Genomic DNA, 17,534 nt, shown 5'->3' with positions numbered 1-17,534 from the left:
TGTGCTGGATCAGTGCGTGGGGCTTTCGACCGTGTCGGCCGGCGGGTGAGTGGGCAGAGACGGTGCGAGTTCGCCGTCTGATTCGCGGATACCGAAGCGATCGTAGACCCGCCGCAGCGGTGCGGGGGCCCACCAGCCGGCGTGTCCCAGAAGTCGCATGATCGCCGGGACCAGGAGGATGCGGACGACCGTCGCGTCCAGCACGATCGCGACCACCATCCCCACCCCGAACAGGATCATCGTCAGGATCTTGCTGGACGACATCGCGGCCAGCGGCACGCACATCAGCAGCGCCGCGCTGGTGATCAGCCGCCCGGTGCGCTGCACACCGGTCGCCACCGCGGCCGTCGGGTCGCCGAGCGCCACGTACTGCTCGCGCACCCGCGACATCAGGAAGACCTCGTAGTCCATCGACAGTCCGAAGATCAGGGCGAACAGCATGATCGGGTTGTTGGGTTCGATGTTGCCCGTCGACTGGAAACCCAGCAGGCCTTCGAAGTGGCCGTCCTGGAAAACCCAGACGAGCACCCCGAACGTCGCCGCCAGCGACAGCAGGTTCATCGCCATCGCCTTCAGCGGCAACAGCACCGAACCGAACGCCAGGAACAGCAGTATGTACGTGGTAACCGCGATGTACGCCAGCATCCCGGGCAGCGTCGCGCCGAGCAGCCTCAAAGTATCGTCGTACTGCGCGGTCTCCCCGCCGAAGTACGCCTTCGCGCCGGCCGGCAGCGCCACGGTACGCAGCCGGTGCAGCAGGTCCCGGCTCGGCGTCGACACCGCCACCCCGTCGTAGTCCACGGACACCCGCGCGACATCGCCGCCAGTGCCGGTGATCTGCGCACTACGCGCACCCGGAACCGCGGCCAGGCGCTTGGCGTAAGAATCAAGCGCTGCCTGCTCAGCGGAACCAGCAGAACCAGCGGCAGCAGGCAGCACCAACACCGCGTCGATGGTCTTGGCGCCACCGTCGGGGAAGTCCGTCTGCAGCATGGTGAACACCTGCCGCCCTTGAGCGGAGTTCGGCAGCTGACGCGCGTCGTTCACCCCGAACTGGATCCGCAACACCGGCGACGCCAACGCCAGCAACAGCACCACAGCAGCCGAGGCGACCAGCACCGGCCGGCGCATGACCGCCTGCGACAACCGGTACCAGAACCCTGTCGCACTCGGAATCACCGAACGCTGCTTCCACAGCGACAGAGCATTGATACGCGAACCCAGCAGCGCCAAAACAGCAGGCAACGCCACCAGCGAGAAGAACATCGACAACAGCACCGCCGCAACGCCGCCGTAAGCCATCGACTTCAGGAACGCGAACGGGAAGAACGCCATCGAAGCCAGCGCGACAGCGACCGTGACGCCGGAAACCGCGACCGTCCGCCCCGCCGTCGCCAACGTCCGCGACAGCGCATCAGCACCGGAACGCCCCTGCTCCATCTCCTCCCGGTACCGGCTGACGATGAACAACCCGTAGTCGATGGCCACCGCCAACCCCAGGATCGTCACCAGGCTCATGGCGAACACCGAGATATCAGTGAACTGAGCAAACAACCTCAGCACCGCCATCGACCCGAGAATCGACAGCCCGCCCACAGCCAGCGGCAGGCTCGCAGCGACCAGTCCCCCGAAGACGACCACCAGGAAGATGAACAACACCGGGAATGACAGCCCCTCGGCCATCCCCAGGTCGTTCCCCACCTGCTGCCCCGCCTCGTACCCGGCCGGCGTGTTGCCGCCCTGGATGGTCTGCAAGCCCGCCGCCGACAGTTTGTCCTTGACCTTCAAATAGCTGTTCTGCTTGCTGTTGTCGTCCTCGCCGACGAAGTTCAACAACGTGTACGTCGCGTGCCGGTCGTTGCTGACCAGCGCCTGCATCCCGGACCGCCAGTAGTCGACCGACCCGGTGACCGCCGTGGCCGGAAGGGCGTCGAGCACGCCCTCCACGGCCTGGCGGAACGCCGGATCGTCGACCGTGCGGTCGGCGCTGCGATAGATGACGACCGCGTCGGGACTCCGCTGCGCGAACGACTTGTCGGCCAGCACGGCCGCCGTGTGGCTGTCCGCGCCCTTCGCCTCGAAGCCGTTGGGCACCATGTCCCCGAACACGCCGACCCCGTAGATCCCCGACAGCACCGCCAGAACGACGGACGCCGCCAGAACCACCGAACGCCGGCGATGGATGAAACGCCCGAGTCTTTCGAACACTGTCTCAGCCCTTTTCAGCAGTCGAGAGTCAAGGTCAGCAGCGGAGCACACGTCAGCAGCAGGAAGTCACCGCACCCCGTCACGCCGCGGGCAGGAACCCGCGCCGCACGAAGTAGTCGGCGTACTTGGCGAACAACACCTCGTCGATCGCCGGACACGTGATGTCAGCCCCCTGCGCCCCGGCCCCGCGCAAGAACCCGCGCGTCACCTCGTCGCCGAACGGCGGCTGCTCCTCCTGCTCCATCAGCATCGCGGTGCGGATCAGCGGGAACATCGCGTTGCTGACGCCCTGCGCCGAGATCGCCTTGAGCCACTTGATGATGCTGACCTCCTTGAGGTCGTATCCCGCGGCGCCGATGAAGCCCTGAATCGTCGCCGACTCGATGGCCTCCGGCCCGATCTCGTGGTAGTTCCCGCCGATCGCGGCCTCCTGCCGCGAGATCGCCACGATCGCCGCGCACACGTAGTCGACCGGCACCAGGTTCATCTTCAGCCGGAAGTTCCGCGGGTACGCCCCGGCCTGCACCGACCCGATGACGAAGCGCCACACAAAGTCGTTGCGCTGGCAGGCCCCCGAGCGCGAGTCGCCCCACACCTGCGTGGGCCGGTGCACCGTGACCGGCACGCCGCGCTCGCGCGCCGTGGAGATCAGCTCCTCGGCGACCCACTTGGCCTTGGAGTAGCCCAGCGGCATGTCGTCCGCCGGGCCGGTCGGGTACTGCTCGTCGCGCGGGGTGGTGTTGTCCCCGGTCCGGCCGTTGAAGATGCCGGCGGTCGAGACGTGGTGCAACGGGGCCGAGGCCGCGCACGCGAAGCGCAGCACCTCGTGGGTCCCGCTGACCGTCGCCTTGCGCAGCCACTTGTACGGAGTCAGGAAGTTGACCTTGGCCGCGGTGTGGTAGATCGCCTCGACCCGGCCGGCGAGCGCCTGGTAGTCGGTCTCGGACAGGCCGAACCGTTCGAGCGTGATGTCGCCGGGGACGACCACGATCCGGTCGGCCACGTCCGTGACGTCCACGTCGAGCGCTTCCAGGTTCGCCAGCAGCCGCTCACGAGCCGCCTCCGCGGAGTCCCCGCGGACCAGGCAGTGCACCGTCAGCTCGGTGGCCAGCAGCTCGCGCAGCAGGAACGAGCCGACGAAGCCGGTCGCCCCGGTCAGGAGCACCGACGTCGCCTGCGCCACGGGGATACGCGGGGTGAAGCCTTCGATGTCCGCCGCCAGCACGCTGTCCTCGGCGAGCTGGGCGGCGTCGCCTTCGATCTGGGTGGTGTCGCCTTCGATGTCGGCAGATGTCATGTCCTTGCCTTCCTTACTGTTCTCGCCGTCTCGGGCTACGCCACTGCGGCGCGGGCTTGCTCGATCGATCCGCGCAGCAGGAACAGGGCCTGCTCGATGTCCTCGGAGGTGGCGACGATCGGCGGGATCAGCCGCAACACCTCCGGCCGGCTCAGGCAGGTCGAGACGACCAGCCCGCGCTGGGCCAGGCCGACCTGCACCTCGCCGACGAACTCCGGCGAGACGAAGTCCACGCCCCACAGCAGGCCCCGGCCGCGCACCGCGGTGACGGACTCCGGGTGGTCGGCGGCGATCGCCGCCAGCCCGGCGGCCATCTCGGCGCTGACCCGCAGGCCGTCCGCGACGTGCTCCTCGATGGTGGCCAGCGCGGGCACGATCGCGGCGGTGGCCAGCGGGTGTCCGGAGAAGGTCGCGGTGTGCAGGACGAAGTCGGCCGCCAGCGGCGCGTACAGCTCCTCGGTGCACACCATGGCCGAAACCGGCACCACGCCGCCGCCGAGCGCCTTGCCCAGCAGCACCGCGTCCACCGGCAGGCCGGCCGCCAGCGCCACGGACCGCTCGCCGCAGCGCCGGAGGCCGACCTGGATCTCGTCGGCGATGACGAACGCGCCGGCCGCCTTGGCGTCGGCGCACCAGCGCGCCAGGATCGCCGGGTCCAGCGTGGTCACGCCGTTCTCGCCCTGGACGGGCTCGAATATCAGGGCCGCGACGTCGTCGGTCTCGGCCAGCACCCGGGCGACCGCGTCGGGCTGCGTCGGGTCGATGTGCACGGCGCCGGGCAGCACCGAGTCCAGCCCGCCGCGGAACCGGTCGTGGTGGGTCAGCGCCAGGGCGCCGAGGGTCTTGCCGTGGAAGGCGCCCTCGACGGCGATCACGGTGCTGCGGCCGGTCGCCACGCGGGCCAGCTTGACCGCCACCTCGACCGCGTCCGCGCCGCCGCCGCCGAAGTACACCTTCGGCAGCGCGCCGCCCAGGTAGTCCACGACGGTCTCGGCGGCCAGCGCCGGCACCGGGTTGAGCACCGAGCGCGTCGAGGTGGGCATCCGGTCCAGCTGCTCGCGGACCGCCCGGACCACCGCGACGTTCCGGTGTCCGAGCAGCGCCACCGCGTAGGAGCCGAAGTCCAGCGCCTGGCGGCCGTCGGACAGCGTCACCCGGCAGCCCTCGGCGGAGGTCTCGACCGCGCCCTGGCCCATGAACTTCCCGGCCATCGCCAGCGACGGCGAGAAGTGCTTCTTCACCTGCTTGAACGTCGCCTTGGCGTCCCCGGATTTGATGTCGCTCATAACCTGTCCCCGTCTCCTACTGCTCGGCGCGGGCCACGATGGCGCCCGCGTAACCCTCGATGGCCTTGGCCACGGCGGGATGGATCATCTCGGCCACCAGCGGCAGGCCGATGTCGAACTCGACGCTGACCTCCAGCTCGTTCGCGTGCACCTGCCAGAAGCCCTGGTAGCTGTTCAGGTCGCCGTCGGTCTGGTGGAACTCGATGCGGCGGTCGTCGGCGGAGATGTGGTCCTCCTGCTCCCACTCCATCTCCGAGCCCTTGAGCTCGACGATCCAGCTGCTGGTGCGGCGGTCGCCGTCCTGGTCCAGGATCTCGATCTCGTTCACGCCGGTCATGTATTCGGGGTAGGACTTGTAGTCCAGCAGCACGTCCCAGACCTGCTGGGGCTCGCACGACATGGGGAGTCGGGAATTCATCGAGTACATGGGTCCTTATTCCGTCTCTTCGGGGGTTCGGGCCTCGCCCGAGGCCTGGACCTGGATCTGCCAGTGCGAGAACAGCTTCCGCTCGCCGTGCAGGCGCAGCAGGACGTCGGTGACGCGGTCGATGGCGGCCACGTCGGTGACGGCGTCGGTCGGGTGGAACGTGCGCCAGACCCGCTCCAGGCACAGCAGCAGGACCGCGCCGTCCGGGAAGGGGTCCGCCAGCACGGCCTGGGAGTTCACGATCAGGTGGATGACCGCCGCGCCCGCGTGCAGGGCGCAGTACCGCTCGGCGAGCCGGTAGAGCTCGGCGGAGGCGCCGTAGGCGCGCCCGAGCAGCTCCTGCGCGGCGCGCTGGTCCTCGGCCAGCCGGTCCACCTCGACGAGCAGCCGGTCGGCGAGCAGGGCGGACTGCTCGAACCAGGTGCGCTGCTCGCCCTCGCGGGTCCGGGCCAGCTCGCGCAGCTTGGCAATGGCCTCCGGCAGCGCCACCAGCACGACGTCGCCGTCGCGGCTGAACAGCTGCTGCTGGGCCGGCACCCACTCGGCGAGCTTGGCGTCGATGTCGTACATGAGCGCGGTCTTCGCGACCGCGGCGGCGCGCTGGTCGGCGGTCGCGGTGGCGGACCTGGTGAGGATCGTCTGCAGCTGCGCGCCGACGCTCTTGAGGTTGACGACCGTGTTGCCGTCGGCGAACACCGAGACCAGGATGTCGCGCAGCATCTTCTGGAAGATGCCGTAGTGCGGGTGCTCGCGCAGGTACAGGCGCGCCCCGAGCACCAGCGACAGCTGCGAGAGCGTGCGCTCCAGCGAGGTCGGGACGAAGTACTTCACGATCGCCGAGGTGATGCCGACCTGGTCCGGGCACGCCTGCAGAGCGCGCACGCCGCCGGTCGCGACCGCCTCGGCCAGCAGCAGGTCGGCGAAGCTCTCGGCCATCTGGCGCCGGGTGTAGGGGATCTCGGCGACCGTCTTGCCGAAGATCTCCCGGGTCACGATGAAGTCGGCGGTCACCCGCAGCGCGGTGTCGGCCGCGCCCAGCGCGATGCCGCTGATGGTGGTCCGGGCGACCTGCGCGCTCTTCAGGACCAGTTCCAGGCCCTGGCCCTCGCCGCCGATGAGGTGGCTGTCGGGGACGAACACCTGGTCCAGCTCGATGCCGCTGAGGTCCAGGGCGCGCAGGCCGTGCAGGCGCTCGTTCGGCACTTCGCGCACGGATCCGGCCGAGCACAGGCGCTTCTCGACGGCGAAGATCGACCAGTCCCCCGGCCCGCCGCGCTCACCGGTGCGGGCGTGCACGGTCACCACGTCGGCCAGCGTCGCGATGCCGATCAGCCACTTCTCGCCGGTGAGCAGGTAGCCGCCGTCCACCTTCTCGGCGCGCATGTCGTTGGACAGCACGTCGCTGCCGTGGTGCCGCTCGGACAGGCCCCAGGCCATCTTCGCGCCGTTGTTGATCATCGAGACGAAGCGGGTCCGCTGCTCCTGGCTGCCGCCGATCCAGGTCGGCATGAACGCCAGGTCGGTGAGCATCAGGGCGCTGGCGGTCGTCGGGTCGCGCCGGGCCACCAGGCGCAGCAGCAGGAACCCGGTCTCGACGTCGCCGGCCCGCCCGCCCCACTCGGCCGGCAGGCAGTACTCGTGCACCGCCCGCCGCTGGAGCTCGCCGACCAGCTCGTGCGGGAACTCCTCCAGCTCGTCGTACCGCAGGATCCGCTGGAACGACAGCAGCGTCGCGGGGTCGTGGGGATCGCCGAGGTTCCGTTCGAGGTCCTCGGCGACGGCGACATTGTGCTGAACCGTCATGGCAGCACCGGTCCTTTCGCATCGTCCTGATGTGGTCGCCGCCCGGCCAGCTGGAGCGGGACGGCGGAGAACATCCGCACGTCTCGCCACAGGCCGGCGGCGATTCGGTACGCCTGGTCGGCCAGCGGCGTGGAGAGCCGGGCGGTGCGCTCGGCGGCGCGGTCCAGCAGCAGTGCCAACGACGCCGTCAGCCAGCCGAGCGCGCCGGGCACGCAGCCGTAGAGCGAGCGCTGCCGGTTGAACCACCACAGGTGCACGCACGAGGCGGCCGCGTGCAGGAACGCGACGCGCGCGGCCAGGTCCAGCTGTGTGGTGCCGCGCAGGGCGGGAGGCAGCGAGGCGGCGGCGCGGATGTCGGAGGCGGCCGAAGCCAGCTCGGCCTCCAGCCGCGCGAGCAGTTCCAGCAGCAGGACCGCGTCGGCTTCGAGCACGTCGGGGTCCAGGACCACGGACGCTATCGCCGCTCGGACACCGATCAGAACATGCGACAGCTCGCCGGTGACGACGTCGCGTCCGCGCGAGGCGAGCGCGAGGCGGTCGAACTCCAGCGGCGGCAGCTGACGCCCCAGATCGAAGGTGGCGGCCAGCAGCGCCGGATCCGTGCCAGGATCCTTGCTCTCGGAGAAGGCGTTCAGCTGCATCACCACCAGCCGCTGGTTCGCTGTCGGGCTGGTGTCGAAGAACCGGACCGCCGCGTTGTCGGCGCGCAGCACGTCGAACGCGCCGGCCGCGCCCTCGCGCAGCACGCTGCGGCTGCCGAGCACGTCGGCGCACCGCGCGAACACCTCCTCGGACAGCCCGGTGAGCACCGTCTTCAACGTGCCCGACCACAGGCTCTGCTTCTCAGGGAAGGTGTGCATGGCCCGGACGCAGCCCAGTGCCGCCGCGTCGGCGGCGATCAGCGCCGCGGCGGCGGTCCCCAGCTCCCGGCGGTTGGCAGGGTGCTGATCCACCGGCTTGCCGGCCACCACGTGCCCGTGCGCGAAGTCCAGGGTCAGCCGCAGCGCGCTGTCGGCGGCGGCGAGGTTGGCGGCGGTGCTGGTGGCGCGGACGATCTGCATCGCCTTCATCGCGGTCTCCATGCCGTGCCCGACCTGGCCGACCAGCGCGTCGGCGGCGATCGGCACGCCGGCGTACCGGATCTCGGCGTAGTGCGCGCCGCGCATGCCGGCCACCTGCTGGAACCGGACCGTGGTGGCCGAATCCGGGCTCTGCCAGGGCTCCAGCGGCTTGTCGAGCAGCACCGCGCTGAACGCGGCCGGCCCGCGGCCCCCGGTGCTGGCGATCACCAGCGCGGCCTCGGCCGGGCCGCCGAAACCGGTCAGCCACTTCACGCCGTCCAGGCGCCAGCCGTCCTCGGCCGGGGTCAGCGTGCAGGTGTTGGCGAGCAGGTCGCTGCCGTGGTCGGGCTCGGAGAAGGAGAAGCCGATGGAGCCGCCGCCGCGCAGCAGCTCCACCACCCGCTCCTGCTGCTCCCGCGACCCGGACAGCAGCACGCAGCTGGTCGCGGTGATGTCGATCATGGTGGCCGGCATGACCGTCAGGTCACGCCGGGCCGCGACCCGCACCAGGGCGAACAGGTCGTCGTAGCGGACCAGGTCCCCGCCCTGCGCGAACGGCACATAGGACAGCCGCAGCGCGGGCCCGGCCGCCTTCGTCAGCGCCTCCGGGAAGGATCCGGACTCCGCGCGGTCGACCATGGCCTGGAAGCCGCACGGGTTGCCCGGGTCGGCCGGGTCCCCGAGCGCGGCGTCCAGGTCGGCCGCCGCCGAGTGCAGCTCGACGGCGGCGTCGATCAGGCCGACGGCAGTCACAGCTCGTCCCCGGCCAGCTCGGAGGGCACCGGGCGGAAGTCGCCGCAGCCGCGCGGCATCCGCACCCCGGCCAGGGCCAGCTGCTGCACCCGGGAGGTGAACGCGGCACCCTGCATCAGGTTGCGGGCGACGTCGGCGACCCGGCGGTTCTCGGCCACGGCCAGGTAGGTGCCGCGCACCCACTCGTTGAAGCTGCCCATCGCCGGACCGCACCAGATCTGGTAGTCCAGCCCGCGGTCGCCCTCGCCGACGACCGCCCAGCGCGAGGCCATGCCCAGGTACCAGCGGAAGATCAGCGCCATCTTGCGCTTCGGGTCGCCGGCGGCCCGGGTCAGCTGGTCGGGGTCGCGGCGGGTGAAGTACTCGGTGACGTCCTGCCAGACCTCGTCGACGGTGCGGCGCAGGATCTGCGTCTCCAGGCGGGCCAGCTCCTCGGCCGGCAGCGCCTCCAGGCCCGGGTAGGCGGAGTACAGCTCGTAGAGGCGCTTCGCGCGCATCGCGAACATGGTGCCCTTCTTGAGCACCTGGAGCTGCACGCCCATCTCGAACATGTCGGCCGCCGGCGCCATGTCCACGTCGGCGACGCCGGCCTGGACCAGCAGGTGCCGCACCTCGCTGGAGGTGCCGGCCTCCAGGCAGGACTGGTTCACCGAACCGGTGACGATGTAGTCGGCGCCCATCGCGAAGGCCGCCGCGGCGGCCAGCGGGGTCCCGATGCCGCCGGCCGCGCCGACCCGCACTTCCAGCGGCAGCCGCAGCTCGTGCCGCAGCTGGTCACGGCGGCGCAGCACCGAGGCGAACGCCGTGGTGAGCGGACGCCGGTCGGTGTGGCCGCCGGAGTCGGCCTCGGCGGTGACGTCGTCGGCCAGCGGGACCTGCCGGGCCAGCTCGGCCTGCTCGGCGGTGACCAGGCCGGCCGCGACCAGCTCGGCGACCATGGCCTCGGGCGCCGGGCGCATGAACTTCTCGGCCACCTCGGCCCGGGAGACCTTGGCGATCACCCGGTTCGCGACGGTGATCCAGCCGTCGGCGGTGCGGCCGAGCCCGGCCACGCGGTAGCGCACGATGTTCGGCGTGATGTCCATGAAGGCCGAGGCCTCGACACAGCGCACGCCGTAGCGCAGGAACAGCTCGACCGCCGCGCGCTCCAGCTCGGCCTCGCTGGGGCTGTGGATCAGGTTGGCGGCGTAGGGCAGCCCGGGGATCTCGGCCTGGAAGCGCTGGAGGGCGGACTCCACGCGGGCCGGCAGCAGCCCGGCCGCGCCGAACGAGCCGAGGTAGCCGGCCTTGGCCAGCGCGATCACGTAGTCCTCGGAGGCGATGCCGCCGGCCATGGCGCCGCCCATGTAGGCGTACTTGACGCCGTGGTGCGCGCGGAAGGCCTGCGAGCCCAGCCGGTCCGGGGTCAGCGGCCCGATCGCCGCGACCACGGTCTCGTCGTCGTCCGGCCGGCGGGTGGTGACCCCGATGCCCTCGGGGCTGCGCACCACGTAGACCGGCGACTCCAGGTCGGTCAGGGTGCTGTAACAGCCTTCGACGGACGTGTGGACCACCGGTTCGACGAAGTCCTCGGTTCCCAGGGTGATGCTCATCGTTCGTCCTCTCGACGGTCGTGCACCTCAACAGCGATGTCGGTGATCTCGTAGATGCGCATTCCGGGCTTCCAGACGTTGGCGTCGGCGATCACCAGGACCCGGTCCGCCTCCCGCCGGATCTCCTTGACGTGCAGGTCGAAGGTCATCGGGCCCTCGGTCCGCAGGATCTGGCCGCGGTACTTCCAGGTCGTGGCGACGCCCAGCGGCATGGCGAACACCGGGTCCGCGAAGTCCTCCCCCAGCCCCAGGTCGATGGCGTACACCTGGAGCGCCTGGATCAGCGCCTCGACACCGAGCGAGCCGGGCATGACCGGGTCGCGGTAGAAGTGGCACTCGAAGTACCAGTCGTCGTGGTCGATCTCGCGGTTGCCGTACAGGTAGCCCTGCTCGTACTTGCCGCCGCCGGCGACGATGTCCACGGTGTCGACCATGCGCAGGTGCCCGTCGGCCAGGCGCAGGCCGGGCCGGGTGAACCAGTCGTCGACGTGGCGGATCGCCAGCGTCCGCTTCGCCGCGGCCGGCAGGCTCTCCTGCTGGTCCAGCCAGGGCGCCACGTACTTGCCGGCGTCCAGGCCGACCTGGTTGGCCAGGGCCTCGGCCGTGTGGTAGCCGAACATGGACTCGCCCTTGTAGAACAGCTCGCCGTCGGCGAACAGCTCGTAGCTGAACTTCTGCAGCGAGGTCCCGGGCATGATCTGGTTGAAGGTCATCCGGGTCTGCTGGCGGATCGTCTTGCCGCGCAGGTCGATCTGCTTGACCACGCTGGCGGTGCCGTCCAGGTTGCGGATGTTGAGTTCCTGCTCCGGCGTGGCCAGGGTCGCGCCGAGGTAGTAGCCGAGCAGGATCGCGGCCTGGAGCGAGGACTCCATGTAGACGCAGTTCGGCATGCCCGGGAAGGAGTTCTCGTGGAAGTACCAGGCCTCGGGCGGGCAGTCGTACTCGGTCTCCATGGTCGCGCCGGACTTCAGCGTGCCGCGCACCCCGCCGAACTTCATGATCCGGTCGACGAAGCGGAAGTCCCCGTTGGGGATGTAAGGGGCCTTGCGGTCGGCGTAGATCTCGAACTCGGGGCCCATCGCGGTCGCCAGGTCGCCCTTGGCGGCGTGCGACAGGTGCAGCTCGTTGATGAAGGCCGGCTCGCCCTGGGCGTTGCGGCGGCCCAGGAAGGCCGGGATGCCCCCGGTCTCGGGCCGGTAGTGGGTGCCGGGCTTCTCCCGCACCTGCACGCCGAAGTTCTGCATGCTGATCATCGCCTTGTCGCCGTCGTAGACGACGATGTCGGCGATCACGGTCGGCCGCGGCAGCATGGTGAGCTTGGTGATCTCCACGTGGTAGCGCAGGCTCTTCTGGTTCGGCGTGATCTGGCCGCGCACCTTCACCTGGGTCTTCAGGCCCGGCACCGACTGGAACTCGGCGTCCGGCAGCACCAGGTGCATACCCAGGTACATCGCGTAGACCTGGAGCAGCTGCACGCCGCCCTCGGCGACCAGCGAGCCGGCCAGGACCGGGTCGCCCGGGAAGTGGCACTTGAAGTACCAGCCCTCGGGGTCCAGGTGCTTGACCGCGCTCATCTCGCCGATCCCGCACGGACCGCCGAGCCGGTCGATCGTGGTGATCTCGTCGATCATCCGCAGCATCGTGTCCGGCAGCCGCAGCGAGCGGTTGCTGCCGTCAGCGCTCTGGTCCCAGGCCGGGCCGAACACCTCAGCGGGCCGGCCGTGCGCGAGCAGTTCGAGGTCCGCCGCACCGAGCGAGGTGCGGTCGGTCCGGGCCAGCGGCTTGAACCAGGTGCGGGTCAGGGCCTCGCGCCGGCGGCGGTCGGCGGCGCTGGTCACCACGCCGAGGGAGTTCTCCAGCTCGGCGGCCGAGAAGAACCCGGCGCAGGCGTTCAGCAGCTCCAGGATGAGCTCGCCGTCGGCGTAACACTTGTAGTTGAAGAAGAACAGCAGGCTGTCGCCGTTCCAGACGAAGCGCGAGATGTTGATGTCGTAGCGCAGGGTCTGGCCCTCGCGCGGCAGGCCGCCGTGGAACACCAGCTCGCTGTCCAGCAGCCGGTACACGCGCTGGCCGCGGTTGCGGAAGTCGATGCCGAGGTAGCTGATCAGCAGCAGGTCGCACTGCCCGGCCTCGATGGTGACCGCGCACGGCACCAGGCCGTCGACGCTGTACCAGGCGCCGACTGGCACGTCGTACTCGGTGGTGATCGACGAGGGCTCGTAGACACCCGGCGTGCCCTTGAGGTCGGTGACCCGGGTGACGAAGTGGTACGGCGGCTCGGGCAGCCGCACCCGCACCGGGAAGGTGTCGTATTCGGCGAACTCGGGGCCGAAGACGTTGGCGACGTTGCCCGAGGCGAACTCGAGCAGCTGCGCCTCGTTCCAGATCGCGGGGATCGCGGGCTGCTCGGGAGTCGCCCACTGCTCGGGGGCGAACGGCAAGAACACACCCCGTTCGGCCTCAAGGGCATCCAGACTGGCGTGCGCCAACGTGCCCTGTACTCGCAGGAACGAGCCATGGGCCTGGAAGACGGTATGGCGCATGGGACCCAGCACCCGGCTACGGGCCGCGACCGCGTAGTCGGAGACCGGGGCAGCCTGGACGAATGGTGCGGCCTGGGCGACCGGAGCGGCCTGGGGGACGTAGTCGGCGACCGGAACGGTCTGCTGGGCGGGGATCACAGGCTGCGCCACGGCAGCCACCTCCACGGGACGGCGAGCGGGCAGGTACACGAAGGGCTCCGCCTCGATGACGATGACATCGGGGTCGGCGGTGATCAGCAGCGGTCCGACCTCGGCGTCCAGGGCGCGCAGCTCGAGCGCGTCGGCCAGGACCGGCTCGGCCCGCTCCCGGACCCGCTCGACCAGCGACTCACCGCCGCAGACGACAGTGGCGCGGAAGGCGGGCACGGACGCCTGGGCCGGAGCCGGGAACAGGCGGTCGAGGCGCACGTCGACGCCATGGCTGACCAGGCGGGCGACCATGGCGCAGACCGACTGGCCGACCGACATGCCGCGGCGGTCCACCGCGACCGCGACGTGCGAGCGGCCGGCCAGGGTCTCGCCGATCCACCGGGTGCAGGTCGCACCGGGTCCGACTTCGATGAACACCCGGAAGCCGCGCTCGTAGGCGTTCTCGGTGAGCCGGGCGAAGTCGACGGTGGTGCACAGGGTGTCGGCGATGCGGCGGGAGATCACTTCCCGGTCCGAGGGATCGACGAGCCCGTAGTCGAAGCTCGACAGCAGTTCGAGCCCTGATCCGGGCGCGCCGAGCGGGTGGTCGTTGAGGGCCGCGAACTGCGGGTGCGCGGACTGCACCACGGCGTTGTGCATGACGTGGTTGGCCGGGGCCTTCGCCGCCTTGCAGCCCAAACGGTTCTTGAGCTCGTCGACCTGTTCCGGGAAGCCCGCGACGACGACCTCGTTCGGGGTGTTGACGTGCGTCAGGTACACCCGGTCCAGGCCTGGCATCGCGGCCCGCACCTCCTCGGCGCCGGCCAGGAACACCTGCGTGGTCCACACGTCGCGGTCCCGGGTGGAGTCCGGCAGGCCCCACGCGGACCGCACGAACCGCTTGGGCCCGCACAGCTGGTCCACGAACAGCGGGGAGGCGATCAGCGCGGCGTCGTCGCGCACGGACGCGTCCCACACGTCCATGGCGAAGAGCATGCTGCTCTCCCCCAGGCTGTAACCGAAGCCGCCGTCCGGCCGGATGCCCAGCGTGTCGCGGAGCATCCGCGTCGCCAGCACGGCGGAGTTGGTGCCGATGGCGAGCATGGTCGGGATCGACTCGATGAGTTCGCCCTCGTGGCGCATCAGCGCTTCGCGGTCGACGCCGAGCGGGGCGCTCGGGAACAGCGCCGCGTGCTTCAGTTCCGACCACGGCGCGCGGGCGTCGCGCTCGAACTCCGACAACAGGCCGGGGAACAGGGTGAACACGTCGCGGCCCGCGCCGGGGTAGGCGGTGAAGGCGCCCGGGTAGACGAAGGCGACGCGGCCGTCGGCACCGGCCGGGTTCGCCGTGCAGTAGCTGCCCGCCGGCGTCGTCCAGTCCCGGCCCTCGGCGACCGTCTGCGGCAGGTACTTCATCGCGGAGGCGAGCTCGCGGCGCAGACCGGCTTCGTCGGGGGCCACGATGGCGGCGACGTAGCGGCCGCTGCGGGGCGTCACCGCGTGCGCCCGAGCCAGGTCGATCGGCGCGCGGCCGCTGTCGAGGGCGGTCAGGCACTCCTGCGCCGCCGCGGCCAGTTCCTCGCCGGAGTCGCCGGACAGCGGGATCAGCACCGGGGCACCGGCCCCGGTCCAGTCGATGGCCTCGATGTCCGGGCGCGCCGGCGGCGCGGAGAGGATGACGTGCGCCGCCGAAGCACCGTCCACCGCGTGCACCGCCGCCGCCAGACGGTCGTCGACGCGGCGCGGCAGCCACGGCACACCGGCTTCCAGCAGCCGCAGCGCGGAGGCGCCGAAACCGGCGGCCGTCGCGGCCGTCGCGAACAGTTCCGGCGCGGCCGGAGGCAGTTCGCGGTGCCGCAGGCTCAGCGCCGCGCTGACGACGCCGACCAGGACGCTCGCCTGCTGGGTGTCGCCGATCAGCGGCGGATGAGCGGCCAGCACGCAGCCGGGGGTGTCGTCGCCGCGACCCTCGTAGATCCGGCTCAGAGCACTGAGCTGCTCGGCGTCGATCCCGCCGGCCAGTTCCACATAGCCGACATCCTCACTGGTCAGTCCAGTACCCGCCAGCGCGTCTTCCACGTGCGCGGCGAGCGATGGCGAGCCGGCGGTACCGGTGACCACCGCGTCCACCGTCAACGCCGAGCCCGCGGTCGCGCGGGTGAGCACCAGTGCCGCGGCGCCGTCGGCCAGCACCGGCCGGATGCCGTTCGCGAGCGCCGTTCTGACCAAGGTGTTCTCGTAGCCGGCGGCCAGTTCGACGCCGCCGACCAGGACCGCCTCGACGGTCGGGTCCAGCAGCAGCAGGCCCGCCACCTCCAGCGCTCGCGCGCCGCCGGTGGCATCGCCGGTCACGGTGAACGCGGGTCCCGTGAAGTTGTGCGCGGAGGCGATCCGCGCGGCCATGACGTTGCCGATGTAGCTCAGCACCTCGTTGGCGCCGATGGGGTCGTGCACGCCGGCCCGGACCGCGGCCTCCAGCCGGTCGAGCTCGTCGGCGGTGAGGTCCAGTCCGGTACGCGCGACTTCGGCGCGCACGTGCGCGCCGATGTCGAACCGCGCGCGGTGGGCCAGCGAGCGGGGCTCCATCTCCATGGCGATGACCACGCCGACGCGGCGCTCGCCGCGGCCCTTGGCGCCGGCCGCGGTCAGCCGGGCTTCGGCCAGGGCCTCGTTCGCGGCCTCGAACAGCAGCAGGTGCTGGGGGTTGGCCTGGGCGAGCTCGGCGGGCGGCATCCGGTAGCCGCGGACGTCCACCTCGACGCTGTCCACGTAGCCGGCGTCCGCCTCGGACTCCAGTTCCGTGATGCCGAGGGATTCCGCGCCGTACCAACGGGTTTCCGGCCGCGCGGCGAGCGCCGGGCGGCCGGACCGGCGGGTGCTGCGCAGGGCACTGACACTCGCGACCTCGCCGACCCGGACTCCCATGCCGGTGATGGCCATCCGGACCGGCTGCGGCGCGGCGGGCTTCGTCTCCGATGCCGTTCGCGCCACCGATTCGACGGCGTCGGTGAGCACCAGGTGTGCGTTCGTGCCGCCGAATCCGAAGGCTGACACGCCGGCCCGGCGGGGCCGCTCGCCGTTCTCCGGCCACGGCCGGTTCTCGATCACCAGGCGGTCGGCGGCGTTCTCGGCGCCGGCCGGCCGGATCGGCCCGGTCTGCGTGGGCGTGGCCGGGATGACCCCGTGCCGCATGGCCAGGATCACCTTCAGGACGCTGGTGAATCCGGCGACGGTGAGCAGGTGGCCGACGTTGCCCTTGACCGAGCCCAGCAGCGGCACCTGGTCGGCGCCGAAGAATTCGGTGAGGCCGCGCAGTTCGATCGGGTCGCCCACGGGGGTCCCGGTCGCGTGGCACTCGATGTAGTCCACGCTCTGCGGGTCCACACCGGAGCCGTAGGCCTGCGCGTAGGTGGCCAGTTGGCCGGAGATGTTGGGGACCAGGGGGTGCGCGCCGGCCCCGTCGTTGCCCAGGCCGATGGACTCGACCACGGCGTGGATGCGGTCGCCGTCGCGGACGGCATCGGCCAGGCGCTTGAGGACCAGCACGCCGGCGCCCTGGCCGGTGACGATGCCGGAGGAGGCCGCGTCGAAGGGCACGCTGACCCCATTGGCGGGGTAGGCGTGCAGATCGCTGAAGGACAGGTGGATCAGCAGCGGGTCGGGGGCGCAGACCGCGCCGGCCAGCACCACGTCAGCGGCGCCGGTGGCGAGGTAGTCCCGGCCCAGGCTCACGCTGTACAGCGCCGAGGAGCACGCCGCGTCGAGCGCGAGCCGCGGCCCGCCGAGGCCGAAGGCGTCGGCCACGACGGTGGCCGGCAGGCCGGACGGCCACAGCGAGCGGACCGGGACGTTCGGCTGCCAGGAGCCGGACTCGCCGGCCTCCGGCAGCGGGAGTCCGGCCTGGCGCAGGCCGTTGGTGACCCCGTGCCGGTAGAACGGCAGGCACAGCTTGCCCGACTGTTCCGTGGGGAAGGAGTAGTTGCCCAGGACCAGGCCGGTGCGGGCCAGCGCCGGGTCGTCCTCGGCGATCCCGGCGTCGGCCAGCGCCTGCCGGATCGCGTACAGCGGCCACCGGACCACCGCGCCGAGACCGTCCACGGTCCGCGCGTCGACCCGCAGGTCGTCGTGGTCCATGTCCGGCTCGGTCACGAAACCGCCCCGCACCGAGGTGATCTTGTGGGTGTCGTCTCCCCAGCCGCCCGGGTTGGCCGGGTTGGCGCCGAAGGTGGAGATGTCACCGGGGCGGCGCAGGTCGGCACCGGCGAGCAGGTTGTCCCAGAACTGCTCGGGCGTGTTCGCGCCCGGCAGCAGGCAGCCGATGCCGACGATGGCGATCGGCGTGCCGCTGTACGTGTCCGACATGGGGGTCACGCTGTCCGATCTGTATCTATCGTTAGAATCCGGGATCTACCGCTAGATCCCGGATCTACCGATG

At 71.1% G+C, this 17,534-nt stretch carries 8 protein-coding genes; all 8 read right to left on the bottom strand.

Annotated elements, in window-relative coordinates; genetic code table 11:
* Nucleotides 1–9: 9 nt before the first annotated feature.
* The 8 genes from ABH920_RS25240 to ABH920_RS25205 all read right to left on the bottom strand — a co-directional run bounded on the left by ABH920_RS25240 (nt 10) and on the right by ABH920_RS25205 (nt 17,461).
* Nucleotides 10–2,208 carry an MMPL family transporter gene (locus ABH920_RS25240; RefSeq protein WP_370351594.1) on the bottom strand — a complete coding sequence of 733 codons (2,199 nt, stop codon included), beginning with the start codon at nt 2,206–2,208 and terminating at the stop codon, nt 10–12.
* 79 nt (nt 2,209–2,287) lie between these two features.
* Nucleotides 2,288–3,505, bottom strand: coding sequence for a thioester reductase domain-containing protein (locus ABH920_RS25235; protein WP_370351593.1), 1,218 nt, complete (start codon nt 3,503–3,505; stop codon nt 2,288–2,290).
* Nucleotides 3,506–3,540: 35 nt separating this feature from the next.
* Nucleotides 3,541–4,791 (bottom strand): aspartate aminotransferase family protein, encoded by a 1,251-nt coding sequence (locus ABH920_RS25230; RefSeq protein WP_370351592.1) that lies wholly within the window; start codon nt 4,789–4,791, stop codon nt 3,541–3,543.
* A gap of 16 nt (nt 4,792–4,807) precedes the next feature.
* Entirely contained in the window at nt 4,808–5,209 is a 402-nt protein-coding gene (locus ABH920_RS25225) for a type II toxin-antitoxin system RatA family toxin (protein WP_370351591.1), read from the bottom strand.
* A 15-nt stretch (nt 5,210–5,224) separates the two neighbouring features.
* Nucleotides 5,225–7,021, bottom strand: a complete 1,797-nt coding sequence (locus tag ABH920_RS25220) for an acyl-CoA dehydrogenase family protein (protein WP_370351590.1) — start codon at nt 7,019–7,021, stop codon at nt 5,225–5,227.
* Entirely contained in the window at nt 7,018–8,835 is a 1,818-nt protein-coding gene (locus tag ABH920_RS25215) for an acyl-CoA dehydrogenase family protein (RefSeq protein ID WP_370351589.1), read from the bottom strand. Before ABH920_RS25215 ends, ABH920_RS25220 begins: the two co-directional genes overlap by 4 nt.
* The gene (locus ABH920_RS25210) at nt 8,832–10,427 is read right to left on the bottom strand and encodes a PfaD family polyunsaturated fatty acid/polyketide biosynthesis protein (RefSeq protein ID WP_370351588.1); all 1,596 of its coding nucleotides are present in this window, start codon (nt 10,425–10,427) and stop codon (nt 8,832–8,834) included. The genes ABH920_RS25215 and ABH920_RS25210 overlap by 4 nt, the downstream gene beginning before the upstream one ends.
* Complete coding sequence (locus ABH920_RS25205; protein ID WP_370351587.1) at nt 10,424–17,461, bottom strand: beta-ketoacyl synthase N-terminal-like domain-containing protein; 7,038 nt, start codon at nt 17,459–17,461, stop codon at nt 10,424–10,426. The genes ABH920_RS25210 and ABH920_RS25205 overlap by 4 nt, the downstream gene beginning before the upstream one ends.
* Between the last annotated feature and the right edge of the window lie 73 nt (nt 17,462–17,534).

It is taken from the genome of Catenulispora sp. EB89 (genome assembly GCF_041261445.1).
In the GTDB taxonomy this organism is placed as follows: Bacteria; Actinomycetota; Actinomycetes; order Streptomycetales; family Catenulisporaceae; genus Catenulispora.
Note: the sequence above shows the minus strand (reverse complement) of the source record. Positions and strands in the feature narration are given on the sequence as shown.

Excerpts from the sequence above, each read along its gene's own strand:
- ABH920_RS25235 (WP_370351593.1), bottom strand. The coding sequence starts at position 3,505 with ATGACATCTGCCGACATCGAAGGCGACACCACCCAGATCGAAGGCGAC.
- ABH920_RS25205 (WP_370351587.1), bottom strand. The coding sequence starts at position 17,461 with ATGTCGGACACGTACAGCGGCACGCCGATCGCCATCGTCGGCATCGGC.
- ABH920_RS25220 (WP_370351590.1), bottom strand. The coding sequence starts at position 7,021 with ATGACGGTTCAGCACAATGTCGCCGTCGCCGAGGACCTCGAACGGAAC.
- ABH920_RS25210 (WP_370351588.1), bottom strand. The coding sequence starts at position 10,427 with ATGAGCATCACCCTGGGAACCGAGGACTTCGTCGAACCGGTGGTCCAC.
- ABH920_RS25230 (WP_370351592.1), bottom strand. The coding sequence starts at position 4,791 with ATGAGCGACATCAAATCCGGGGACGCCAAGGCGACGTTCAAGCAGGTG.
- ABH920_RS25225 (WP_370351591.1), bottom strand. The coding sequence starts at position 5,209 with ATGAATTCCCGACTCCCCATGTCGTGCGAGCCCCAGCAGGTCTGGGAC.